The sequence below is a fragment of the Streptomyces sp. NPDC101234 genome (assembly GCF_044767525.1).
GTDB classification, from domain to species: domain Bacteria; phylum Actinomycetota; class Actinomycetes; order Streptomycetales; family Streptomycetaceae; genus Streptomyces; species Streptomyces sasae.
In genome coordinates this window covers 254,234-278,258 of the sequence record NZ_JBIWOA010000011.1, presented here as the reverse complement: position 1 = coordinate 278,258, position 24,025 = coordinate 254,234, and the positions used below count along the sequence as shown (strand labels likewise).

Below are 24,025 nucleotides of genomic sequence, written 5' to 3'. Positions count from 1 at the left end.
CGGGACTCAGGCCGACACCGCCTCCGGCCGTGCCGCCTGCGCCCCCGGCCGCTCGCCGAGCAGTTCGGTCGGCACCGCGTGGGTCTCCCGTGCCGTCAGCGCGGCGATCACCGGCGGCACGCACAGCGCGGCCGTGAACAGGGCCACCGCCGACCAGTCGGCACCGCCCGGACCCGCGATCTGCGCCGCGAACGTCACCGCGAACCCGGCGACCGCGAAGCCGATCTGGGTGCCGATCGCCATGCCCGACAGCCGTACCCGGGTCGAGAACATCTCGCCGTAGAACGACGGCCAGACGCCGTTCGCCGCGCTGTAGACGACACCGAAGGCGACCACACCGAGCAGCATGATCAGCGGGTAGGAGCCGGTGGAGATCGCCCACAGGTAGCCGAACATCGCCACCGCGCTGCCCACCGCGCCGATCAGGTACACCGGGCGCCGGCCGATCCGGTCCGACAGCGTCGCCCACGCCGGGATCGCGCCCAGCGCCACCAGGTTCGCCAGCGCGCCCACCCACAGCATCGACGTCTTGGACATCCCGACCGAGTCGCTCGTCGCGTACGCCAGCGCCCACACCGTGAAGATCGTGCTCACCGAGGCGATCAGCGCGCCCCCGACCACCCGCAGCACATCCGCCCAGTGGTGCCGCAGCAGTGTCACCAGCGGCAGCCGTACGACACCCTCGCCGGCCGCGTGCTGGGCGAAGGCCGGGGTCTCCTGGAGTTTGCGCCGGATCACCCAGCCGGCCACGGCCACCACCACGCTCAGCCAGAACGGCACCCGCCAGCCCCAGGACAGCAGTTGGTCCTCGGGCAGCTGCGAGACCGCGATGAACACGAGGGTGGCGATCAGCTGACCGCCCTGGGTGCCGCCGAGCGTGAAACTGGTGAAGAAGCCGCGCCGGTCCGGCGGCGCGTGTTCCAGGCTCATCGAACTGGCGCTGGCCTGCTCACCGGCCGCCGAGATCCCCTGCAGCACCCGGCACAGCACCAGCAGCACCGGGGCGAGGCCGCCCACCTGGGCACGGGTGGGCAGACAGCCGATCAGGAACGTCGACAGACCCATCAGGACCAGCGTGAAGACCATGATCTTCTTGCGGCCGATCCGGTCCCCGAAGTGCCCGAGGAACAACGCGCCGACCGGCCGCGCCGCGTATGCGACACCGAAGGTGGCCAGCGAGAGCAGGGTCGCGTTGGCCGGGTCCGAATCGTCGAAGAAGACCTTCGGGAAGACCAGCGCGGCGGCGCTGCCGTAGATGAAGAAGTCGTAGTACTCCAGGGCGCTGCCGATCCAGGCGGCCAGCGCGGCCTTCCTCGGCTGGCCACCGGGTGGAACGGCGGTGGCGGCGGACTGAGCGGGGACGGACACGGCGGTGCTCCTTCGGGGAACTCCAACGTAGGCGGAGTGAGCGGCGGGGGAGAAGGCCGGATCCCAGGGATGACGGGGTCGGCGGACCAGAGGCCGGTGCTAATTAACCCACTGGGTAGTTAGTCGCGATGGGTACGGATGTTGCGCCCGCGTTTCCCCGCTGTCAAGAGGTCGCGCCGGAAGCCCCGGCGCGGCGGTCAGTCCGCCGCACGCTCCGCGGTGAGGTAGGCGATCACCATGTCGCCGAGCATCGTCCGGTAGTGCTCGCGCTGTGCCGGGGCCACCAGGTCGCGGCCGAACAGGGCGCCGAAGGTCGCCCGGTTCGCCACCCGGAAGAAGCAGAACGAGCTGATCATCGCGTGCAGGTCGACGGCGTCGACATCGGCCGTGAACAGGCCGGACTCCTGGCCCTGGCCGAGAATCCGGCGGATCACCTCAAGGGCCGGGGAGCCGATCCGGCCCAGCTTCTCCGAGGCCGCTATGTGCTCGGCGCCGTGGATGTTCTCGATGCTGACCAGGCGGATGAAGTCCGGGTGCTGCTCGTGGTGGTCGAAGGTCAGCTCCGCGAGCCGGCGGATCGCCGCGACCGGGTCCAGATGCTCCACGTCCAGCTGCTGCTCGGCCTCCCGGATCACGCCGTACGCGCGCTCCAGCACCGCCGTGAACAGCTGCTCCTTGCCGCCGAAGTAGTAGTAGATCATCCGCTTCGTGGTGCGGGTGCGGGCCGCGATCTCGTCCACGCGTGCACCGTCGTAACCGGCCCGCGCGAACTCCCGCGTGGCCACGTCGAGGATCTCGGCCTGGGTGCGGGCGGCGTCACGGATCCGTCCGTTGGTCTGTGCCGGTTCGTCGACGCTGGTCATCGGGTTCCTATCGGGTGCCTTCGCAGGGGTGGCCGGTGCGGAGATTCTAGAAGCCCCTGCCGGAGGAGTTCTCGGAGAGGTCTTCCCTTGTCACGGTCTCCGGTGTTATAGCTAACGTACTAGTTCGTACATTAGCGATGCCGCTCGGGAGGGCCACGTGGCCAAGGACTCGTATCTCGTCGGACTGATCGGCTCCGGCATCGGCCCGTCGCTCAGCCCGGCCCTGCACGAGCGCGAGGCCGACCGGCAGGGGCTGCGGTACCTGTACCGGCTGATCGACATCGACGTGCTCGGCCTGGCGCCGGAGGCCGTGGGCGATCTGGTCCGGGCGGCGCGGGATCTCGGCTTCGACGGGCTGAACATCACGCATCCGTGCAAGCAGCTGGTCATCGAGCACCTGGACGCGCTCGCCCCGCAGGCCGAGGCGCTCGGTGCGGTCAACACGGTCGTCTTCGAGGAGGGCGGGCGGGCCGTCGGCCACAACACGGACGTGACCGGGTTCGCGGCGTCGTTCGCGCGCGGGCTGCGGGACGCTCCGCTGGAGCGGGTCGTACAGCTCGGTGCCGGGGGCGCGGGGGCCGCGGTGGCGCATGCGACGCTCACGCTGGGGGCGGAGCGGGTCACCGTCGTGGACGCGCTCGCCGACCGGGCCGCGGATCTCGCGGGCTCCCTGAACCGGCACTTCGGCGCGGGGCGCGCGGTCGCCGTGACGCCGGACCGGTTGCCGGCGTTGCTCGCGGGCGCCGACGGGCTGGTGCATGCGACGCCGACGGGGATGGCCGCGCATCCGGGGCTGCCGTTGCCTGCGGAGCTGCTGCATGCCGGGCTGTGGGTGGCCGAGGTGGTGTACCGGCCGCTGGAGACGGAACTGGTGCGGACCGCAGGGGCGTTGGGGTGCGCGGTGCTGGACGGGGGCGGTATGGCCGTGTTCCAGGCTGCGGATGCGTTTCGGTTGTTCACGGGGCGGGAGCCGGACAGTGCGCGGATGCTGACCGACATAGCGGCGTTGGCGGAGAGCTCGGCGGGTCAGGTCGTGTGACCGGTGCGGGCCGGTTGTGGCTGGTCGCGCCCACGCGGCGGTAGCCGCAAATCGATACAGCCCCGCGCCCCTGACGGGGCGCTGTAGTGCACGTAAGGAAAAAGGTCATGCGTACTTCCATCGCCACCGTTTCGCTCAGTGGGTCCCTCACCGAGAAGCTCACCGCCGCCTCCCGGGCCGGGTTCGACGGGGTCGAGATCTTCGAGAACGATCTGCTGGCGAGTCCGTTGTCGCCCCGTGAGATTCGTTCGCGCTGTGCTGATCTCGGGCTCAGTATCGATCTCTATCAGCCGATGCGGGACATCGAAGCCGTGCCGGAGGACGAGTTCGGGCGCAACCTTCGCAGGGCGCGGCACAAGTTCTCGCTGATGCAGGAACTCGGCGCCGACACCGTCCTCGTCTGTTCCTCCGTCTCCCCGCTCGCGATCGACGACGACGGTCTCGCCGCCGAGCAGCTGTCCCGACTGGCCGATCTGGCAGGCGAGTTCGGCATCCGAGTCGCCTACGAGGCGCTCGCGTGGGGTCGGCATGTGAGTACGTACGACCATGCCTGGCGGATCGTCGAGGCGGCCGGTCACTCCGCCCTCGGGACCTGTCTCGACAGCTTTCACATCCTCTCCCGGGGGTCCGACCCCAAGGGCATCGAGGACATACCCGGAGAGAAGATCTTCTTCCTCCAGCTGGCCGACGCCCCGTTGCTCGCCATGGACGTCCTCCAGTGGAGCCGTCACCACCGGTGCTTCCCGGGGCAGGGCGGGTTCGATGTCGCCGGGCTGGTGCGGCACGTGCTGCGTACGGGGTACGCCGGGCCGTTCTCGCTCGAAGTCTTCAACGACGTCTTCCGGCAGGCCGAGGCCGGGCCGACCGCCGTCGACGCGCACCGTTCGCTGCTGGTGCTCCAAGAGGCCGTCGGTGTGGGGGAGTTGCCTGCGCCGGTCGTGCCGACGGGAGTCGCGTTCGCCGAGCTCGTCACCCCGGACGCCGAACCCGTCGCGGCGCTGCTCGGCGCCCTCGGCCTGACCCGGACCGCCCGCCATCGGAGCAAGCCCGTCGACCTCTGGGAGCGGGGCGAGGCCCGGATCCTGGTCAACACCGGTCCCGCCGCCCGCCGCGACGGCACCGGGCTCGCCGCGATCGGACTGGAGTCGCCGGATCCGCGGGCCGCCGCCCGTCGTGCCGAGGCCCTGCTCGCCCCCGTGCTGCCCCGACGCCGCGCCCCCGAGGACGCCCCGCTCGACGCGGTGGCCGCACCCGACGGCACGGAACTCTTCTTCTGCGCCACCGCCCGTCGACCCGAACTCCCCGACTGGCGAGCCGACTTCACCGAAGTGCCGCACACCCCCGCGCCCGGCCCGGCGCACATCGACCACCTCGCGCTCACCCAGCCCTGGCACCAGTACGACGAGGCGGCCCTCTTCCACCGCAGCGTCCTCGGCCTGCACGCCCAGGACAGCGTCGACGTCGCCGACCCCTACGGGCTGCAGCGCTCCCGTGCCGTCACCAACGCCGACGGCAGCGTCCGGATCGCCCTCGGTGTCGGCGCCGCCCCGACCGACGACACCCTGCACGCCCAGCACATCGCCCTCGCCACCGGCGACGTGGTCACCGCGGCCCGTGCCTTCCGCGCGGCCGGCGGCACCCTGCTGCCCATCCCCGCCAACTACTACGACGACCTGGCCGCCCGCCACGAGTTCGCCGACGGTGAGCTGGAGACGTACCGCGAACTCGGCATCCTCTACGACCGGGACGCGGGCGGGGTCTTCCGGCACTGCTACACACGGACGGTCGGCAGGGTGTTCTTCGAGCTGGTCGAGCGGGATCCCGGGTACCGCGGCTACGGCGCCCAGAACGCGCCGGTGCGCCTCGCGGCCCAGCACGCCGGGCGGCCGGCCCGCTGAGCCGGCGGTCCGTCGCGCCGGCTGTCCCCCGGCCCGTCGAGCCGTTGTGCCGCGGGTGAGCATGCGGTGAGAGGCCGGTGAGACACAGGCGGGATTCAGGATTCTTACAGTTTTCACGACCCACACTCACGAAGATCCTGAATGTTCCTTGGCATTCCGGAAGTGACATTCGTGGAAGTCCAGTCGTCCTACAGGTCGTAGAAGTCCGGGGCGTTCTGGAAGTCCTGGATACCCGGGAGTCCTGGAGGCCGTCCCCGATGCCGAGCCCTGTCAGCGCCGAGCCGCATGTCCGCGTCGAGGGGCCACCGCCCCCGGCGCGGACTCGGACCGAGCGCTACGAGCGCCCGCTCCTCGCCGGTATCGCCGCCGTCGCCGCGCTGTTCTTCTGCTGGGGCATCTGGCACAGCGCCTACCACGCCTTCTACGCCAGCGCGGTCCGCAGCATGACCGACAACCCGGTGGCCTTCCTCTACGGCTCCTTCGACCCGGCGAACTCCATCACCCTGGACAAGCTGCCCGGCTTCCTGTGGCCGCAGGCCCTGTCGGCGCTGGTCTTCGGCTTCCACCCGTGGTCCCTGGTGATCCCGCAGGCACTGGAGGGCGTGGCCTCGGTGGTCCTGCTGCACGTGGTGGTACGGCGCTGGGCGGGCGTCCCGGCCGGGCTGCTGGCCGCCGCCTTCCTCACACTCACCCCGGTGACCGTGGGCCTGGGCCGTTCGGTGACCGAGGACGCGCCGTTCGTCCTGCTGTTGCTGCTGGCCGCCGAGGCCACCCAACGGGCCACCGCCCGCGCCCGGTTGCGCACCCTGGTGCTGGCGGGTGTCTGGGTCGGGGTGGCTTTCCAGTGCAAGATGCTGGAGGCGTGGGCGGTGCTGCCCGCGCTGGCCGTGACCTATCTGGTGGCCGCGCCCACCACCCTGCGCCGCCGGATCCGGGACCTCGCCGTGTCCGGCGCGGTCATGCTGACGGTGTCCCTGTCCTGGATGCTGGTCGCCGGCCTCACCCCCGCCACGGCCCGCCCCTACCTCGACGGCACGACCAACAACTCGCCGTTCGCCCTGGTCGTCGGCTACAACTTCCTGACCCGCTTCCACGCGCTGGGCGTCGACGCGGCCGGCACCGGAAGTATCGTCACCGACCAGGCCGCAGGGCACGGACACGGGCACGGCACGCCGGGCATGGGGGACAGCGTCTGGAAGATGTTCAGCCCCGGGCTCGCCACCCAGACGGGCTGGCTGTACCCGCTGGCGGCCCTGGGCCTGGCGGCGGGAGCGCTGATGCTGTGGCGCCGCCGGGTGCCGCGCACCGACCCGATCCTGGCCGGGTACCTGCTGTGGGGTGTCTGGCTGGTCACGTTCTTCCTGGTCTTCAGCTTCGGCAGCGTGACCGGACACACCTACTACATGGGTGTGGTGGCGGTCGGCCTGTCGGCCCTGGCCGCGGCGGCCGTGACCCGGGTCCGGCGGCGCATCGTGCTGTGCGCGGTACTCGCCGTCAACGTCGCCTGGTGCGCGGCCCTCACCCTGCACTACCCGCGCTTCTTCGCCTGGTCGGTCGCCGTCGCCGTGGCCCTGGCCCTGCCGGCGCTGGTCGTGTTCAGCGTCGGCGGGTCGCGTCCGCGCAGGACCGCCCTTGCCGTCGCCCTCGCCGCCGTCCTGGTCGCCCCCACCGTGTGGTCCGCGTCCGCGATGTCCCTGCGCTACAACCAGCCCGGCGGCTTCGGCAAGATCGGCCCGACCAGCACCCCCACCCGCAACCCCGCCAACGCCCTGGACCCGGCCCAGCAGCGCGTCCTCGCCTACCTCGACGCCCACCGCGACGGCGCCCGCTACCTGGCCGCCGTACCCCGCTGGCAGATGGCGGCGCCCTACATCCTCTCGGACAACGCGTCGATCCTGCCGCTGGGCGGCTTCACCACCCAGGTGCCCTACCCGTCGGCCACGGCCTTCCACCACCTGATCGACACCGGCCGGCTCCGCTACGTGGTGCTGGCCTCCACCGACCTCGCCCACCGAGCCGGAAAAGCCGGAAAAGCGGGGAAAGCCGGGAACACCGGGAACGTACGAGGGGTCCGAAGGGCCCGGGGTGCCGACACACCGGACCGGGCCCTCGTGCGCTGGGCCGTCGGCCACTGCTCGCCGGTGCGCATCTCGCCGTACACGCTGTACCGCTGCGGGAGCGCCGTGCACGGCGGCTGAGCCGCGCGAAGGCCCCGGACCAAGCGGGGTCCGGGGCCTTCGCGCTCGTACGGTTCAGCCGATGTCGGAGAAGACGAAGGAGAACTCCGCCGGTCCGGCGTGCAGTTGGTACTGCGGCAGGACGCCGGGACCGCAGGACTGCGAGCCGATGCCGTGCTGGCCGTGGTCCAGGTTGACCCACACCGTGTCGCCCGGGGTGAGGTCCGTGCGGTGGGCGGCCGCGTCCAGCTGTTCGGTGCTCCAGCGGCGGGCCGTGAACCAGAACTCCGGGTCGCCCTCGATCCGCAGGCCGCCGATCTCCGCCCAACGGACGTCCGCGCGGGCGCCGTTCTCCTGCGGACGGACGTACGGAGTCTGCAAGTCGTCCACAGTCGACTCCCAACGGCTGACCAGGGAGGCCGACTTCGTGTCCGGGTAGGCCTCCTCGGGCCCGCCGCCGAACCACCGCACACGGTCGGCCGACGACAGCCCGAAGCGGATGCCGAGCCGGGGCAGCGGAACCGTCCAGTCGCCGTCGGGGGACACGGAGACGGTGAGCCTGAGGCGGTCGCCGTCCGAGGTCCAGCGGTAGACCGTCGCCAGCCCGAACTCCCAGGCGGCGGGGGCCACCCGGGTGCGCACGGTCAGCGTGTCCCCGGCCGGCTCCACCGCGTCCAGGCGGTGCCGCATCCGGTGCAGACCGAACTTGCGCCACAGCGCGGCGTAGCGGACGTCGCTCTGCCAGGCGGCGCCGTCGTCGTTGTCGGTGGTCGCCCGCCAGACATCCAGCCGCAGACCGGTCACGTCCACCGGGCCGATGCTCCGCAGCGCGCCGCTGCGGGCGTCGAAGACGGCCGGTCCGAGCGTGATCAGCCCCTCGCCGGACACCGGCCCGACGGTCGCGGCGAACGGCGGCGACTGCCGTGCGGAGACGGGGAGTTGCCCCCAGGCCACGACATGTCCCTGTGGTCCCCAGGCGGTGTCGGCCGCCAGTCGCGCCCGTACCGTCCATCCGGTCTCGCCACCGCCCGTGGCGGCGGGCGGCTCCGGCAGCTTGACGTCCGCAGACTCGCCGGGCGCCAGCGCCGGCACGGCCAGGCTGCCCGACTCGATTGTCTCGCCGTCGACCTGGTACGACCACTCGAAGGCCAGCGCGGAAAGATCGGCGAAGTCCTGCTTGTTGGTGACCCGTAGCGTGGTGCCGTCGCCCTCGATGCCGACGGGCTCGATCACCTTCTTGTACTCGACGAGGCCGGGGGAGGGCCGCCGGTCGGGGAAGACCAGTCCGTCGCAGACGAAGTTCCCGTCGTGCAGTTCCTCGCCGAAGTCACCGCCGTACGCGTACTCGTAGCGGTCGTCCTTGATGCCGTGGTCGATCCACTCCCAGATGAAGCCGCCCTGGAGCCGGTCGTACGACTCGAAGATCCGCTGGTAGTCGGCGAGGCCGCCGGGGCCGTTGCCCATGGCGTGGCCGTACTCGCAGAGGATGGAGGGGAGTTGACGGCGCTTGTGGGTGCCGCCGTCCAGGCCCTGGCCGATCCGCTCGACCTCGGCGTGGTCGGCGTACATCCGTGAGTACACATCGGTGTCACGGCAGTCGATGTCACCCTCGTAGTGCACCAGGCGCGAGGAGTCCCGGCCGTGGATCCACTCGGCCATGGCGGTCAGGCCCCGTCCGGTGCCGGCCTCGTTGCCCAGCGACCAGATCACCACCGACGGGTGGTTCTTGTCCCGCTCGACCATCCGGGCGGCCCGGTCGAGCAGGGCCGGGGTCCAGCGGTCGTCGTCGACCGGGTTGTCCCGCCAGGCCTGCTCGGTGAAGCCGTGGGTCTCCAGGTCGCACTCGTCGATCACCCACAGGCCGTACTCGTCGCACAGGTCCAGGAAGTCCGGGTGCGGCGGATAGTGCGAGGTGCGCACGGCGTTGATGTTGTGCCGCTTCATCAGCAGCACGTCCTCGCGCATGGTCTCCAGGTCGAGGGCGCGGCCCTTCTCCGGGTGCCACTCGTGCCGGTTGACACCCTTGAAGAGGACCGCCCTGCCGTTGACCTTGATCAGGCCGTCGGCCAACTCCACCGTGCGGAAGCCGATCCGCAGGGGCACGCGCTCGCCCTCGGTGGCCAGGACCCCGTCGTACAGCTTCGGGGTCTCGGCGGTCCACGCCTCGACCGGGACGGTCACCGGCTCGCCGGTGGCGACATCGATGTCCAGGGCGGGCACGGACACCCGCCCGTCGACGTCGGAGTCGACGCGCAGGGTGCCCTGGCCGGTGGTGTGGTCGTAGGAGGCGTGCACGAAGAAGTCGAGGACGCTGCCCGCGGGGCGGTGCAGCAGGGTGACGTCACGGAAGATGCCGGGCAGCCACCACTGGTCCTGGTCCTCCAGGTAGGAGCCGGCCGACCACTGGTGGACCCGGACGGCGAGGACGTTTCCGGCCGGCTTCAGCAGTCGGCCGACCGCGAACTCGTGCGGCAGCCGGGAGCCCTTGAACTCGCCGATGTCCGTGCCGTTCAGCCACACCCGGGCGCAGGACTCGACCCCGTCGAAGCGCAGGACCGCCCCGCCGTCCGTGAGGTCCCAGCCGTCCGGCAGGTCGAAGAACCGCAGATGGTCTCCGGTGGGGTTCTCGGTCGGCACCCGCGGCGGGTCGACCGGGAACGGATAGAGGTGGTTCGTGTAGATCGGTGCGCCCTGGCCCTGGAGCACCCAGTGGCCCGGGACCGAGACCTCCGCCCAGCCGCCGGCGTCGTACCCCGGCTCGGCGAACGCGTCGTCCTCGGCGTCCGCCGTCGGCGACAGCCGGAACCGCCAACTGCCGTTCAGGGAGAGGGACGCGGCGTCCGAGGCCGGATACCAGGCGCGGGGCGGCAGGGCCCCGGAGCCCGGTGAGACGTCCTCGACGTACTCGGCGGCCGTGGTAGAGCGGAAAGACATCGGTCTCCATTCTTTCGAGGCGGGTCAGCCCTTGATGCCGGTCTGCGCGATCCCCTGGACCAGCCAGCGCTGGAGGAAGAGGAAGACGAACACCAGGGGCAGGATGGAGATGGCGGTGGCCATGAAGATCAGGTGGAAGTTCACGGTCTGGTTGGTCATGAACGAGGAGAGCGCGACCTGCACGGTCCAGGCGTTCGGGTCTTGGCCGATGACCAGCGGCCACAGAAAGGCGTTCCAGCCGCTGATGAACGTGATCGTGGCTATCGCCGCGAAGAAGTTCAGCGAGTTGGGGACGACGATCCGCCAGTACGCGCCCCAGTAGCCGAGCCCGTCCACGCGTGCCGCCTCCTCCAGTTCCTTGGGGAATCCCAGGAAGTACTGCCGGAAAAGGAAGCAGGTGAAACCACTGAACAGACCCGGGACGATCATGCCGCGGTAGGTGTCGATCCAGCCGAGGGACGAGACCAGCACGAAGCTGGGCACGAAGGTGACGGCCGTGGGGACCATCAGGGTCGCCAGAACGGCGTAGAAGACCTTGTTGGCGTGCTTGTAGGGGATGCGGGCGAGACCGTATCCCGCCATGGAGCAGAACAGCAGGGTGCCGACGGTGCTCAGGACGGCGATCACCGTGGAGTTCCACATGGAGTGGGCGAACTCGACGGTGGGGTCGTCGAAGAGCTCGGAGATGTTGCCCCACTGGAAGGAGGGCAGCAGCTTCCAGTTCTCGCCCGTGATCTCCGGGTCGGTGGAGAGAGCGTTGCGGAAGATCAGGTAGAAGGGGATGAGGAAGAGGAACGCGGCGACACCGACGGCGATGTACAGACCGGTGTTGCCGAGGACGCCTGAGCGCTTCTTGCGGTCCCTGCGGACCTGCGGTGCGGTGACGGTCACTTTTCCTCCCCTCCGCCGAAGCCCATGATCTTGCCCTGGGCCAGGGTGACGATGCAGATCAGCACGGACAGGATGACCGCGCCCGCGCTGCCGGCACCGTAGTCCTGGTCGGTGCCGAGGGCCGTCTTGTACAGCTCCATGAGCGGTGTCTGCGCCCAGGTCGCCTTGGTCCCGATGATGTTGAAGAACTCGTCGAACGCCTGGTACGCGGCGATGAGCAGCAGCAGGATCACCGCGGTGGAGGTGGCGCGCAGCTGGGGCAGCGTGATGTACCGGAAGGTCTGCCAGCCCCGCTTGGCGCCGTCGATGGACGCGGCCTCGTACAGCTCCGGCGGGATGTTCTGCAGCGCCGCCAGGAACAGGATCATGTAGAAGCCGGCCTGGATCCACAGCCGCAGCGTCACGATGACCAGCCAGTACCAGGGCGGGCTCGGGTTGGATATCCAGGACATGCTGTCCACGCCGAACCAGCTCATGACGGTGTTCGCCAGGCCGAACCGGACACCGTTGAAGATGGACATCTTCCAGATCAGCGCCGCGGCCACGTAGGAGACGGCGGTGGGCAGGAAGAACACCGACCGGAAGAACGCCCGCATGAAGCGCAGCTGGTTCACCAGCAGCGCGAGACCCAGCGACAGCGCCCAGGTGGTCGGCACGATGAACGCGGCGAACACGGTGAACGTGACCAGCGAGGCGGGGAAGTTGCTGTTGGTCAGGATCTGCTTGTAGTTGTCGAAGCCGATGAAATGGCTCGGCGTGACGGTGTACCGGGCGTCGAAGAAGCTGAGCCAGAAGCTCCAGACGATCGGCACGAAGACGAAGATCACCAGGCCGATGAGGAACGGCCCGGTGAAGAGCCAGAAGTTGAGCGTCGGGTTGCCCCGCAGGCCCCGCCGCGGCCGGGCCGGGGAGGCCTTGGCCGGGGCGGGCTGGGCGACCCCGCGTGTGGTGGTGGTCGACATGTCGTGGACTTCCCGGCGGCCTATCCGAACAGCTTCTTGAGCTCGACATTGACCTTCTTGTCGCAGGCGTCGAGCGCGGCCTCGGGGTCTCCGTTCTTGCGCACGGAGGAGGCGATCACATCGTTGAAGGCGGTGATCATGGTCTGGTCGAAGCCGATGTTGTCGAAGTGGCCGTAGTCGGTGAAGAGCTTGACGCCCTCGGCGGGCAGACCCGACTTCAGCTTGGTGGCCGACTGGGCTATCGAGGTACGCGGCGGGATGTGGAAGCCGTACGAGGTGGCCCAGTCCTCCTGATACTGCTTCTGGTCGATCCACAGCCACTTGACGTACTCCTTGGCCGCGTCGACGTTCTTGCCCTTGGCGTTGACGAAGATCGACCAGCCGCCGTTGTATACGGACAGCTTGCCCGCGCTGCCGATCTTCGGGAACGGGAAGATGCCGAGGTCGTCGCCGAGGGCCTGCTGCATGGCCGGCATGGACCACATGCCGCCCCACTGGATGGCGCACAGGCCCTGGTTGAGCGAGGAAGGGTCCCAGAAGTCGGTCGGGGCGTCGAGGAGTACGTTGCCACTGGTGAACAGGGTCCTGAGCTTCTTCAGGCCCTCGATGACGCCCGGGGTGTGGTAGGCGATCTGGTTCTTCGCGTCGAGGGTGTCGGCGCCGGCCGACCAGATCAGGGTGTTCTGGATCGCGGTGAAGTCGTTGCCGAGGAAGACGCCCTTGACCTTGCTCGTGGTGAGCTTGGCGGCGGCCTCGATCAGCTCGTCGAGCGTGGTCGGGACGTCGACCTTGGCCTTCTCCAGCATCGACTTGCGGTAGTAGAAGAACTGCGGGTCGTCGATCATCCGGATCCCGTAGATCTTCCCGTCGACCGTGTGGGAGTTGATGTCGTTCGGGTTGAAGTCGTCCTTGACCGGGTCGATGATGTCGCTCAGGTCCGCCACCTGGCCACTCTTGACGAGCTGCAGCTGCGGGTGGAACTCGAAGACGTCGGGGGCCTTCTTGGTGAGCAGGGCCGCGAACAGCGCGGACTCGAAGTTGTTGCCCGTGATCCAGCTGGTGCTCACGTCGGCCTTCTTGTAGGCCGCCGCGTACCGCTTGAGGGCCTGCTCGGTGCCCGCCTCGCCGTAGGCGTGGAAGTACTGGGTGAGCTGCGGACCCGAACCGGACCCGCCGGATCCGCCGCGGCCGTTGTTGCCGCCGCACGCGGCCAGCGTGCCCGCGGCGGCCATGCCCGCGGCCGCCCGGAAGATGGACCGGCGGGACCAGTTGTTGTTGCTCATTGCCGACATGCTGACGTCCTTGTCTGTCGAGTGCGGCTGCGGCCCTGCGGCCGTGCGAGGCCCTGAAAACCCCGGGGAGCCAGATGGCTGAAATTGCGCTGCGGTGCGGGACGTTAACCTTCGGCTAATACTTCGGCAAGAGGTTGGACGAAGTCTGCGCGAAACGTTGTACCCGGTTCGGAATGGCGAACAGGTGGGAGGGCAGGGCGAGTTGCGGGCCGCCGGGTCAGGGGTGACCGACGGCCCTCGGTCTGTGCGGGAGTTGTGTGTCTACTGCCGGGCCCAGGCCTCGTTGGTGCCGCTGTTGCAGCTGTAGAGGATCACCTGGCTGCCGTCGGCGGTGGCCTGTCCGCTGACGTCCAGGCACTTGCCGGACGCCTCGCTGAGGATCTGCCCGTTGGCGTTCAGCAGCCAGCGTTGGCTCGCGTCACCGGTGGGGTCGGCGGTGGCCGTCAGACCCGAACCCGACGCCGTCAGATAGCCGTTCGCGCCCTTCAGGGTGCCGTCCGCGTCATACGACCAGGACTGGTCGGCGGCGCCCGTGCAGGTGGCGATGGCGGCCCCCGTGGCGCCGGCGGTCAGGCACTTACCGGACTGTTTGCCCACCAGCGCTCCGGTCACGGCCGAACTCCCGTGTCCCTTCTGGTCGAAGACGTACGTCGTGATCGAGCGGGCCGCGAGGGTGGCGGAGACCGTCCCCGAACTCACGGACGGCTTCCCGGCCCTGGCCCAGTCCTCGGTGGCCGAGGTCCGTACGGCCTGGGTGGCCCGCACCGGCGTCCCGCTGTTGAAGTGCAGGCTCAGCGGGGTGTCGGTGGTGTTCTGGTTGTTGACCACGACCACCCATTTGCCGTTCCGGTCGTAGGCCGACACCTCGACGCCGTCCGGCGCCCCGGTCACGTTGTGGGCGACCGAACCCGGCCTGACGAACTTGCTGTACTGGCCCAGCGCGTAGTAGCGCTTGGTGAAGTACAGCGTCTGGTTGCCGTTCGTCGCGTAGTCGGGATCGTAGTAGATCAGGCCGTCGTTCCAGCCGTCGTCGTTCTTCGCGTTGGGGTCGCTGCCGTACCCGCTGGCGAGCGCCACCCACCACTGGAAGGCCGAGTCGTGGGCGCTCGCGAAGTCCTTGTAGATGATCCTCGACATCAGCAGGGCGTTGTCGATGGTCGGGTCGTACTCCTGGTTCCAGCCCGTGGAGCCCTTGCCGAAGCAGCAGATCTCCGACGCCCAGGACGGCTTGCCGACCGCCGTCGCCGTCTCGTAGACATTGCCGAGCTGGCCGTCGGTGGGGTTGTTGTACGTGTGATGGGCGAGCTTGGACACGTACTGCGCGGTGTCCGGCTGCGAGATCCACTGCGGTAGCTCGGAGACGAACTGGGTGGTCTTGCTGGACTCGTCGGCGATGATCGACGTCTTCTGGTGCCGGGCCCGCTGCTCGGCGCCCAGCGCCCGCACGATGTCGTCGCGTTGGTCGACCGTGACCTGCATGCCCTCCTGGCCGCAGTCCCCGAAGTTGTTGTCCGGCTCGTTGAAGGGGCTGATGTAGTCCAGCTTCACGCCCTTGCGGGCGAAGTGGTCGGTGACATCGGCTATGTACTTGGCGTAGTCGGACTCGCTGCCCGCCTTCAACTGGCCGCCGCAGCTCTGCCCGTTGGTGGTCAGCTGGGCGGGCGCGCTGTTGACGAAGCCGATCAGGTCCTTCACGCCGTACTTCGCCGCGTACCTGAGGAACGTCTGACCGCCCTTGTCCTTGCTCCAGTCGTAGGAGCCGTCGGAGTCCAGGAAGTCCTCGGCGGCCCGGGCCGGGGTGGTGACCGCGACCCCGCCGCCGCCGATGTTGTAGCGGTACGAGCTCATGTCCAGGCCCTGCTTCGAGAACAGCAGCTTCGCCACCCGGGCCTGGACCTTGGGGTCGAAGTTCTGCAGGTCGTCGACCCACCAGGCGCCCGAGGCGCCGATGTCGTCGATGGTCTGGGCGGCGTGCGGCGAGACCTCCGCGGCCGCGGCGGCCGCGGTGTCGGCGGCGTTCGCGGGCGGGGAGCTGATCAGGGCCCCGGTGACCGCCAGCGTGGCCGCGGTCGTGGCGAGGACCGATCTCCTGGTGCGTGACAAAACGGCATCCCTTCCGTCGTCATACGGGCGGTGCGGTACGGCTCCTTGCGGTGGTGATGGTGCGTCTCGCTGTCCTCTGGCCCACCGACTGCAGGGCGCCCTCCAGCGCGAACGTGGCCGCGCCCAGGCACACCGGGTCGGTGGGAATGGGGGAGAGGACGATCTCGGTGGCCGCGAACGGCCGTCTGAGCGCGTGCCGCCGGACGGCCTCGCGCACTTCGTCGAGCAGCGGTGCGCCCAGCTTCCTGGCGACCCAGCTGCTCAGCACGACCACTTCGGGGTTGTAGAGGTTCACCAGGTCCGAGATGCCCGCGCCCAGGTAACGGGCCGTGTCGCGGACGACCTTGACGGCCACCGGCTCGCCCGTGGCCACCCCCCGGGCCAGGGCGTCGATGGTGGCGGTCTGGTCCTCCGGGTGCAACAGAGTGCTGCGCGGGCTGAGTTCACGCAGGTTGAGCATGATGCCCGGCGCACCGACGTATGTCTCCACGCAGCCGTGGTTGCCGCAGTGGCACAGCCGGCCGTCGAGCACGAGCGTCGTGTGTCCCCATTCCCCGGCGCTGTTGCTCACCCCCCGGTACAGGCCGCCGGCCAGGACCAGCCCGGCCCCGACCCCGGTCCCGAGGTTCACCACCACGGCGTCCTCGCGCCCGCGCGCGGCCCCGAACCACAGCTCGGCCACCGCACTCGCCCGCAGCGGGTTGTCCAGGTACAGCGGGTAGGCGATGTGTTCGGAGAGCAGATCCAGCAACGGCACGTCGTGCCAGTCCCAGTTGGGTGCGTACTCGGCGATCCCGGTGTCCCGGTCGACCTGGCCGGGCACGCTCACCCCGACGCCGAGGACCCGCGCCCCCTCGACACCGGCCTGCGCCACCACCGAGCCGACGGCCGTGGCGACATGACCGACCGCCTGCTCGGGCCGGTGCTCCCCGGGGCGCATGTCCTCCTCGGCCCGGGCCAGTACGTTCAGCCCCAGGTCGAACAGCTCCACCCGGACGTATGTCTCCGCCATGTCGACGCCGATCAGCGCGCCGCCCGCCGCGTTCACCGCCACGAGACCCCGGGGGCGGCCCCCCGCGGAGTCCTCGAAACCGACCTCCGTGATCATCCGGAGGTCGAGCAGCTCGCCGACCAGCGTGGCGACCGTGGCCACGCTCAGTCCGGTGGCGGCGGCCAGCGTCTGCCGGGAGGTGGGCGACTGGGCGATGATCTGGCGCAGCACCTCGTAGCGGTTCGCGGTGCGGATGTCGCGCGATGTGCGCTTCACGCAGCTGCCCCTCCCATCGCGTCACGACCGGCCATCTCGTCACGACCGGGCCGGGGCGTACGACGGCACCGGCGCGGCGTCAGGCTATGGGCTTCACAGGACTTTCGACAAGGGGTTAGGAAAGGGGCCGTAGAAACTCTCCGCGGCAGGCGATTGGTATACCTGCCGTTCCGGCCGGGGCCCAATACGTCGAGACGGCCCGCCAGTTGTCACTGGCGGGCCGTCACGGGGTCGATCAGGGCAGGCGTGCCACCGATCAGGGCAGCCGGTTCCACTCGGTGATCACGGGCCACCCGTGTTCCATGGACAGCCGGCTGACCGTCCCGGTCGCCAGCTGGAACAAGCGCCCCTCGGCCGGCGGCAGCCCCAGCCGGCGGGCCGTCAGGACGCGGAGGAAGTGGGCGTGGGCCACGAGGACCACATCGCCGTCGTCGCGGGCGAGCGCGGCGTCCAGCTCGGCGAGCACCCGGTCGGCCCGGGCGCCGATCTGCTCCGGCGACTCGCCGGGGTGGCCCTCGGGGCCGGGCGGGACGCCGTCGGTCCACAGGTACCAGTCGGGGCGGGAGCGGTGGATCTCCGCCGTGGTGATGCCCTCGTAGCCGCCGTAGTCCCATTCGTGCAGGTCGGGGTCGGTTACGACCCCGGTGAGGCCGGCCAGTTCGGCCGTGCGTATCGCACGGCCCAGCGGGCTGGCCAGTACCAGTGCGTAGGTCCGGCCGGTGAGCAGCGGGGCGAGGGACTTGGCCTGTTCCTCACCGTGCTGGGTGAGGGGCAGGTCGGTCCAGCTGGTGTGCTGGCCCGACAGGCTCCACTCCGTCTCACCGTGGCGGACTAGGAGAAGGTCCCCCACGGCGGACTACTCCTTCGACTCGACGGCGTGGCCGCCGAACTGGTTGCGCAGCGCCGCGATCATCTTCATCTGCGGGGAGTCGTCCTGGCGGGACGCGAACCGCGCGAAGAGGGAGGCGGTGATGGCCGGCAGCGGCACCGCGTTGTCGATGGCCGCCTCGACGGTCCAGCGGCCCTCGCCGGAGTCCTGCGCGAACCCCTTCAGCTTGTCCAGGTGCTCGTCGTCCTCCAGGGCGTTGACCGCGAGGTCCAGCAGCCAGGAACGGATGACGGTGCCCTCCTGCCAGGAGCGGAAGACCTCGCGGACGTTGTCCACGGACTTGACCTTCTCCAGGAGCTCCCAGCCCTCGGCGTAGGCCTGCATCATGGCGTACTCGATGCCGTTGTGAACCATCTTGGAGAAGTGCCCGGCGCCGACCTTGCCGGCGTGGACATAGCCGTACGGGCCCTCCGGCTTGAGCGCCTCGAAGATCGGCTGGAGCCGCTCGACATGCTGCTTGTCGCCGCCGACCATCAGGGCGTAGCCGTTCTGCAGACCCCACACACCGCCGGAGACACCGGCGTCGACGAAGCCGATGCCCTTGATGGCGAGTTCGGCGGCGTGCTTCTCGTCGTCCGTCCAGCGGGAGTTGCCGCCGTCGACCACCGTGTCGCCCTCGGACAGCAGGTCCTTGAGCTCGTCGACGACGGACTGGGTGGCGTGGCCCGCCGGGACCATCACCCACACCACGCGCGGGCCGTCGAGCTGCTCGACCAGTTCTTCCAGGGACTTGACGTCGGAGACGTCCGGGTTGCGGTCGTAGCCGATGACGGTGTGCCCTGCGCGGCGGATCCGCTCGCGCATGTTGCCGCCCATTTTGCCGAGACCGATCAGTCCGATCTGCATGTTAGTCACCTTGCGTGGTCCATTCGTGTGCTGTAAGTTACGAAGCTCAGCGTGTGAGAACCGAGCACGCTGCCGGGCAGGTTTCGACCCGGCTGGCGCTGATCGCGTAAGACCTGGCGGGAACGCTGTTTCCACCGGGCTGCGAGAGCCAGGAATCACCCTCGTTCGCGAGAGTGAGGATTCAATTCCTGAGTGTGCGGTATGCGGCCACGAGCCCGGCGGTGGAGGAATCCAGGCCGGGCACGTCGGCGCCCTCGGTCAGGGCGGGCTCGATGCGCTTGGCGAGCACCTTGCCCAGTTCCACGCCCCACTGGTCGAAGGAGTCGATGTTCCAGACGGCGCCCTGGACGAACACCTTGTGCTCGTAGAGCGCGATCAGCTGGCCGAGCACGGACGGGGTCAGCTCGCGGGCCAGGATCGTGGTGGTCGGGTGGTTGCCCCGGAAGGTGCGGTGCGCGACCTGCTCCTCGGCCACGCCCTCCGCGCGGACCTCCTCCGCCGTCTTGCCGAAGGCCAGCGCCTGCGTCTGGGCGAAGAAGTTGGCCATCAACAGGTCGTGCTGCGCCCTGAGTCCACCGCTCAGCTCGGCGACCGGCTCGGCGAAGCCGATGAAGTCCGCCGGGATCAGCTTGGTGCCCTGGTGGATCAACTGGTAGTAGGCGTGCTGGCCGTTGGTGCCGGGCGTGCCCCACACCACCGGGCCGGTCTGCCAGTCCACCGGATGCCCGTCGCGGTCCACCGACTTGCCGTTGGACTCCATGTCCAGCTGCTGGAGATACGCCGTGAACTTGGACAGGAAGTGGCTGTACGGGAGCACCGCGTGCGACTGGGCGTCGAAGAAGTTGCCGTACCAGATCCCCAGCAGGCCGAGGAGCAGCGGCGCGTTGGCCTCCGCGGGCGCGGTGCGGAAGTGCTCGTCGACCAGGTGGAAGCCGTCCAGCATCTCGCGGAACCGGTCCGGTCCGATGGCGATCATCAGGGAGAGGCCGATCGCCGAGTCGTAGGAGTAACGGCCGCCGACCCAGTCCCAGAACTCGAACATGTTGGCCGTGTCGATGCCGAAGTCCGACACCTTCTCGGAGTTGGTGGAGAGGGCCACGAAGTGCTTGGCGACCGCCTTGTCCTCGCCGTCCAGCCCGTCGAGCAGCCACCGGCGCGCGGAGGTGGCGTTGGTGATCGTCTCGATCGTCGTGAACGTCTTGGACGCGACGATGAAGAGGGTCTCCGCCGGGTCCAGGTCCCGGGTCGCCTCGTGCAGGTCGGCGCCGTCCACGTTCGACACGAAACGGAACGTCAACTCCCGTGCCGTGAAGGCGCGCAGAGCCTCGTACGCCATCGCGGGACCGAGGTCGGAGCCGCCGATGCCGATGTTGACGACGTTCCTGATGCGCTTGCCGGTGTGACCGGTCCACTCGCCCGAGCGGACCCGCTCGGCGAAGTCGCTCATCCTGTCGAGGACCGCGTGCACCGCCGGTACGACGTTCTCGCCGTCCACCTCGACCACCGCGTCACGCGGCGCGCGCAGCGCGGTGTGCAGCACCGCCCGCCGCTCGGTGATGTTGATCCGCTCGCCGCGGAACATGGCGTTCCGCAGCCCGAACACGTCGGTGGCGGTGGCCAGTTCCTGGAGCAGGGCGAGGGTCTCGTCCGTGATCAGGTGCTTGCTGTAGTCGATGTGGAGGTCGCCGACGCGTACGACGTACCGCTCGGCGCGCGCCGGGTCCGCCGCGAACAGCTCACGCAGGACCGGCCGGCCCTCGGCGCGGTGGTCCTCCAGGGCGGTCCACTCGGGCCGCCGGGTGAGCCGGGGGGTGTCAGACATGGGAGACGGTCTCCTTGTCGCTGCCCTCGCCGCGCAGGGCGATGGCGTACATCTCGTCGGCGTCGAGGCGGCGGAGCTCCTCGGCGATGAGTTCGGAGGTGGCGCGGACCTTGAGGGCGAGGGTGCGCGGCGGCTGGCCCGGCAGGGTCAGGCTGGCGAGGGGGCCCTCGGGGCGGTCGATGACGATCTCGCCGGTGGCGGTGCCCAGCCGGACGGCCGTGACGACCGGGCCGGGCGAGACCACGCGGTCCACCTTGACCTTGAGGCGGGCCTCCAGCCAGCGGGCGAGGAGTTCGGCGCTCGGGTTGTCCGCCTCGGCCTCGACGGCCGCCGAGGTCACCTTGGCCCGCGCCTGGTCGAGGGCGGCGGCCAGCATGGACCGCCACAGGGTGAGCCGGGTCCAGGCGAGGTCGGTGTCGCCGGGTGCGTAGTTGCGGGCGCGGGTCTCCAGGACCTGCATCGGCCGCTCGACCGCGTACAGGTCGGTGATCCGGCGCTGGGCGAGCGCGCCCAGCGGGTCCTTGGACGGGGTCTCGGGGGCCTCCACCGGCCACCACACGACCACCGGGGCGTCCGGCAGCAGCAGCGGCAGGACCACCGAGTCGGCGTGGTCGGAGACTTCGCCGTACGTCCGCAGCACGACCGTCTCGCCGGTGCCGGCCTCGGAGCCGACCCGGACCTCCGCGTCCAGGCGGGAGGTGGTGCGGTCGCGCAGGGTGCGGGCGTGCCGCTTGATGACGACCAGGGTGCGCGAGGGGTGCTCGTGCGAGGCCTCCTCGGCCGCCTTGATCGAGTCGTAGGCGTTCTCCTCGTCCGTGACGATCACCATCGTCAGGACCATGCCCACGGCAGGGGTTCCGATGGCGCGGCGACCCTGCACCAGCGCCTTGTTGATCTTGCTTGCCGTGGTGTCGGTCAGGTCGATCTTCATGGCCTGCGCCAGCTCCGTCCGTCTCGTGCGAGCATCTCGTCGGCTTCCTTCGGTCCCCAGCTGCCCGACTCGTACTGTGCGGGCTTGCCATGCTTCGCCCAGTACGTCTCGATCGGGTCGAGGATCTTCCAGGACTCTTCCACTTCCTGGTGACGGGGGAACAAATTGGCGTCGCCGAGCAGCACGTCCAGGATGAGCCGCTCGTACGCCTCAGGGCTGGACTCCGTGAACGACTCGCCGTACGCGAAGTCCATCGTCACGTCCCGGATCTCCATCGAGGTGCCCGGCACCTTGGAGCCGAACCGCACGGTCATGCCCTCGTCGGGCTGGACCCGGATGACGATCGCGTTGGAGCCGAGTTCCTCGGTCGCCGTCGAGTCGAACGGCGAGTGCGGGGCCCGCTTGAAGACGACCGCGATCTCGGTGACCCGGCGGCCCAGCCGCTTGCCGGTGCGCAGGTAGAAGGGGACGCCCGCCCAACGGCGGTTGTCGATGCCCAGCTTGACGGCCGCGTAGGTGTCGGTCTTCGACTTGCGGTCGATGCCGTCCTCTTCGAGGTAGCCGATGACCTTCTCGCCGCCCTGCCAGCCCTCGGCGTACTGGCCGCGCACGGTGTGCCTGCCCAGCTCCTCCGGCAGCCGCACCGACTTGAGGACCTTCAGCTTCTCGGTGAGCAGCGCGTCCGCGTCGAAGGCGATCGGCTCCTCCATGGCGGTCAGCGCCATCAGCTGGAGCAGGTGGTTCTGGATGACGTCACGGGCCGAGCCGATGCCGTCGTAGTAGCCCGCACGACCGCCGATGCCGATGTCCTCGGCCATGGTGATCTGCACATGGTCGACGTACGACCGGTTCCAGATCGGCTCGTACATCTGGTTGGCGAAGCGCAGCGCCAGGATGTTCTGGACGGTCTCCTTGCCCAGGTAGTGGTCGATCCGGAACACCTGGTCCGGGTCGAACACGTCGTGCACGACCGCGTTCAGGTCCTGCGCGGAGGCCAGGTCGTGGCCGAACGGCTTCTCGATGACCGCCCGGCGCCAGGACCCGGCGGGCGGGGTGGCCAGGCCGACCTTCTTCAGCTGCTGGACGACCTTGGGGAAGAACTTCGGCGGCACGGAGAGGTAGAAGGCGAAGTTGCCGCCGGTGCCCCGGGAGCTGTCCAGTTCGTCGACGGCCGCCTTCAGCTGCTTGAACGCGGTGTCGTCGTCGAAGTCGCCGGGGATGAACCGCATGCCCTCGGCGAGCTGCTGCCAGACCTCCTCACGGAACGGGGTCCGGGAGTGCTCGCGCACCGCGTCGTGGACGACCTGCGCGAAGTCCTGGTCCTCCCAGTCCCGGCGGGCGAAGCCGACGAGCGAGAAACCGGGCGGCAGCAGCCCGCGGTTGGCCAGGTCGTAGACGGCCGGCATCAGCTTCTTGCGGGACAGGTCACCGGTCACACCGAAGATGACCAGGCCCGACGGGCCCGCGACTCTCGGCAGCCGCCGGTCGCGCGCGTCGCGCAACGGATTGTCCCAGTCGGCCGCGGGTACCACCGGCACCCGCACCTCCTTGGCGGTCTCGCTCATTACGCCTCAACTCCCTTGCTGTCCAGGGACTTCGTGACGGCGTCCAGCAGCTCCTGCCAGGCCACCTCGAACTTGGCGACGCCCTCGTCCTCAAGCTTGCCCACGACCTCGTCGTAGGAGATACCGAGCTTCTCGACGGCCGCAAGGTCGGCGCGGGCCTGCGCGTAGCCGCCGGTCACCGTGTCGCCGTGGATGTCGCCGTGGTCGGCGGTCGCGTTCAGCGTCGCCTCCGGCATGGTGTTGACCGTGCCGGGCGCGACCAGCTCGTCCACGTAGAGGGTGTCCTTGTACGCCGGGTCCTTGACGCCGGTGGAGGCCCACAGGGGGCGCTGCCGGTTCGCGCCCGCGTTCTCCAGGGCGCTCCAGCGGTCGCCGGCGAAGACCTCTTCGTACGCCTCGTAGGCGAGCCGGGCGTTCGCCAGCGCGGCCTTCCCCTTCAGCGCGAGCGCCTCGTCGGTGCCGAGGACGGTCAGCCGCTTGTCGATCTCGGCGTCGACGCGGGAGACGAAGAAGGAGGCGACGGAGTGGATCGTGGCGAGATCCAGGCCCTTGGCGGCGGCCTGCTCCAGGCCGGCCAGGTAGGCGGCCATGACCTCGCGGTAGCGCTCCAGGGAGAAGATCAGCGTGACGTTGACGCTGATGCCCTGGGCGATGACCTCGGTGATCGCGGGGAGGCCGGCCTTGGTGGCCGGGATCTTGATCAGCACATTGGGGCGGTCCACGAGCCAGGCGAGCTGCCTGGCCTCGGCGACGGTGGCGGCGGTGTCGTGGGCGAGGCGGGGGTCGACCTCGATGGAGACACGGCCGTCCGTGCCATGCGACGCATCGTATACAGAATGCAGAATATCGGCGGCGGCCCGCACATCGGCGGTCGTCATCATCCGCACGGCCTCGTCGACCGTGACACCCCGCACGGCGAGGTCGGCGAGCTGCTCCTCGTACCCCTCACCCGAGCCGATGGCGGCCTGGAAGATCGAGGGGTTGGTGGTGACGCCCACGACGTTCTTCGTGGCGACCAGCTCGGCGAGGTTGCCGGTGCTGATCCGCTTGCGCGACAGGTCGTCCAGCCAGATGGAGACGCCCTCGTCGGAGAGGCTCTTCAGTGCTCCCGCGGTGGCGGTTGCTTCGGTCACAGTGATCATCTTCCTCTTCTGGAACTCTTCTGGCTCTTCTTGCGT

Annotated in this window: 17 protein-coding genes; 3 read left to right on the top strand and 14 right to left on the bottom strand. The window is 69.6% G+C overall.

The features are described 5' to 3' along the window. Nucleotides 1-6: 6 nt before the first annotated feature. Both ACIRR9_RS22045 and ACIRR9_RS22040 read right to left on the bottom strand, forming a co-directional pair. Entirely contained in the window at nt 7-1,368 is a 1,362-nt protein-coding gene (locus ACIRR9_RS22045) for an MFS transporter (protein ID WP_403754301.1), read from the bottom strand. Nucleotides 1,369-1,565: 197 nt separating this feature from the next. Continuing rightward, nucleotides 1,566-2,231, bottom strand: coding sequence for a TetR/AcrR family transcriptional regulator (locus tag ACIRR9_RS22040; RefSeq protein ID WP_123972205.1), 666 nt, complete (start codon nt 2,229-2,231; stop codon nt 1,566-1,568). A gap of 157 nt (nt 2,232-2,388) precedes the next feature. On the opposite strand from ACIRR9_RS22040, the gene ACIRR9_RS22035 reads away from it, so the two are divergent. From ACIRR9_RS22035 to ACIRR9_RS22025, 3 genes are all read left to right on the top strand, one after another. Continuing rightward, a complete protein-coding gene (locus ACIRR9_RS22035; RefSeq protein WP_403754298.1) occupies nt 2,389-3,270 on the top strand; it encodes a shikimate dehydrogenase in 882 nt (293 codons plus the stop codon). Nucleotides 3,271-3,377: 107 nt separating this feature from the next. After that, nucleotides 3,378-5,168: a bifunctional sugar phosphate isomerase/epimerase/4-hydroxyphenylpyruvate dioxygenase family protein gene (locus tag ACIRR9_RS22030; protein WP_403754295.1), complete on the top strand. Its 1,791-nt coding sequence runs from the start codon at nt 3,378-3,380 to the stop codon at nt 5,166-5,168. Between the two features lie 257 nt (nt 5,169-5,425). Beyond that, nucleotides 5,426-7,366 carry an ArnT family glycosyltransferase gene (locus tag ACIRR9_RS22025; protein WP_403754292.1) on the top strand — a complete coding sequence of 647 codons (1,941 nt, stop codon included), beginning with the start codon at nt 5,426-5,428 and terminating at the stop codon, nt 7,364-7,366. Nucleotides 7,367-7,420: 54 nt separating this feature from the next. Here the strand turns inward: ACIRR9_RS22025 and ACIRR9_RS22020 are convergent, their stop codons facing one another. The 12 genes from ACIRR9_RS22020 to tal all read right to left on the bottom strand — a co-directional run bounded on the left by ACIRR9_RS22020 (nt 7,421) and on the right by tal (nt 23,989). Continuing rightward, entirely contained in the window at nt 7,421-10,279 is a 2,859-nt protein-coding gene (locus ACIRR9_RS22020; RefSeq protein ID WP_403754289.1) for a glycoside hydrolase family 2 TIM barrel-domain containing protein, read from the bottom strand. Between the two features lie 24 nt (nt 10,280-10,303). Further along, a complete protein-coding gene (locus tag ACIRR9_RS22015; RefSeq protein WP_403754286.1) occupies nt 10,304-11,170 on the bottom strand; it encodes a carbohydrate ABC transporter permease in 867 nt (288 codons plus the stop codon). Continuing rightward, nucleotides 11,167-12,132, bottom strand: a complete 966-nt coding sequence (locus ACIRR9_RS22010; RefSeq protein ID WP_403754283.1) for a carbohydrate ABC transporter permease — start codon at nt 12,130-12,132, stop codon at nt 11,167-11,169. Before ACIRR9_RS22010 ends, ACIRR9_RS22015 begins: the two co-directional genes overlap by 4 nt. A gap of 20 nt (nt 12,133-12,152) precedes the next feature. Then, entirely contained in the window at nt 12,153-13,424 is a 1,272-nt protein-coding gene (locus ACIRR9_RS22005) for an ABC transporter substrate-binding protein (RefSeq protein ID WP_123972198.1), read from the bottom strand. Nucleotides 13,425-13,685: 261 nt separating this feature from the next. Beyond that, nucleotides 13,686-15,527, bottom strand: coding sequence for a glycoside hydrolase (locus tag ACIRR9_RS22000; protein ID WP_403754280.1), 1,842 nt, complete (start codon nt 15,525-15,527; stop codon nt 13,686-13,688). A 19-nt stretch (nt 15,528-15,546) separates the two neighbouring features. Next, the gene (locus tag ACIRR9_RS21995) at nt 15,547-16,794 is read right to left on the bottom strand and encodes an ROK family protein (RefSeq protein WP_365335135.1); all 1,248 of its coding nucleotides are present in this window, start codon (nt 16,792-16,794) and stop codon (nt 15,547-15,549) included. A 256-nt stretch (nt 16,795-17,050) separates the two neighbouring features. After that, entirely contained in the window at nt 17,051-17,644 is a 594-nt protein-coding gene (locus ACIRR9_RS21990; protein ID WP_403754276.1) for a histidine phosphatase family protein, read from the bottom strand. Nucleotides 17,645-17,650: 6 nt separating this feature from the next. Then, nucleotides 17,651-18,664 carry a phosphogluconate dehydrogenase (NAD(+)-dependent, decarboxylating) gene (gnd, locus tag ACIRR9_RS21985; RefSeq protein WP_403754273.1) on the bottom strand — a complete coding sequence of 338 codons (1,014 nt, stop codon included), beginning with the start codon at nt 18,662-18,664 and terminating at the stop codon, nt 17,651-17,653. A 46-nt stretch (nt 18,665-18,710) separates the two neighbouring features. Continuing rightward, entirely contained in the window at nt 18,711-20,351 is a 1,641-nt protein-coding gene (gene pgi / locus ACIRR9_RS21980) for a glucose-6-phosphate isomerase (RefSeq protein WP_403754270.1), read from the bottom strand. After that, nucleotides 20,344-21,282 carry a glucose-6-phosphate dehydrogenase assembly protein OpcA gene (gene opcA / locus ACIRR9_RS21975; RefSeq protein WP_403754267.1) on the bottom strand — a complete coding sequence of 313 codons (939 nt, stop codon included), beginning with the start codon at nt 21,280-21,282 and terminating at the stop codon, nt 20,344-20,346. The genes pgi and opcA overlap by 8 nt, the downstream gene beginning before the upstream one ends. Then, entirely contained in the window at nt 21,279-22,847 is a 1,569-nt protein-coding gene (gene zwf, locus ACIRR9_RS21970; protein ID WP_365335145.1) for a glucose-6-phosphate dehydrogenase, read from the bottom strand. Before zwf ends, opcA begins: the two co-directional genes overlap by 4 nt. Continuing rightward, nucleotides 22,847-23,989 carry a transaldolase gene (gene tal, locus ACIRR9_RS21965; RefSeq protein WP_403754264.1) on the bottom strand — a complete coding sequence of 381 codons (1,143 nt, stop codon included), beginning with the start codon at nt 23,987-23,989 and terminating at the stop codon, nt 22,847-22,849. Before tal ends, zwf begins: the two co-directional genes overlap by 1 nt. Between the last annotated feature and the right edge of the window lie 36 nt (nt 23,990-24,025).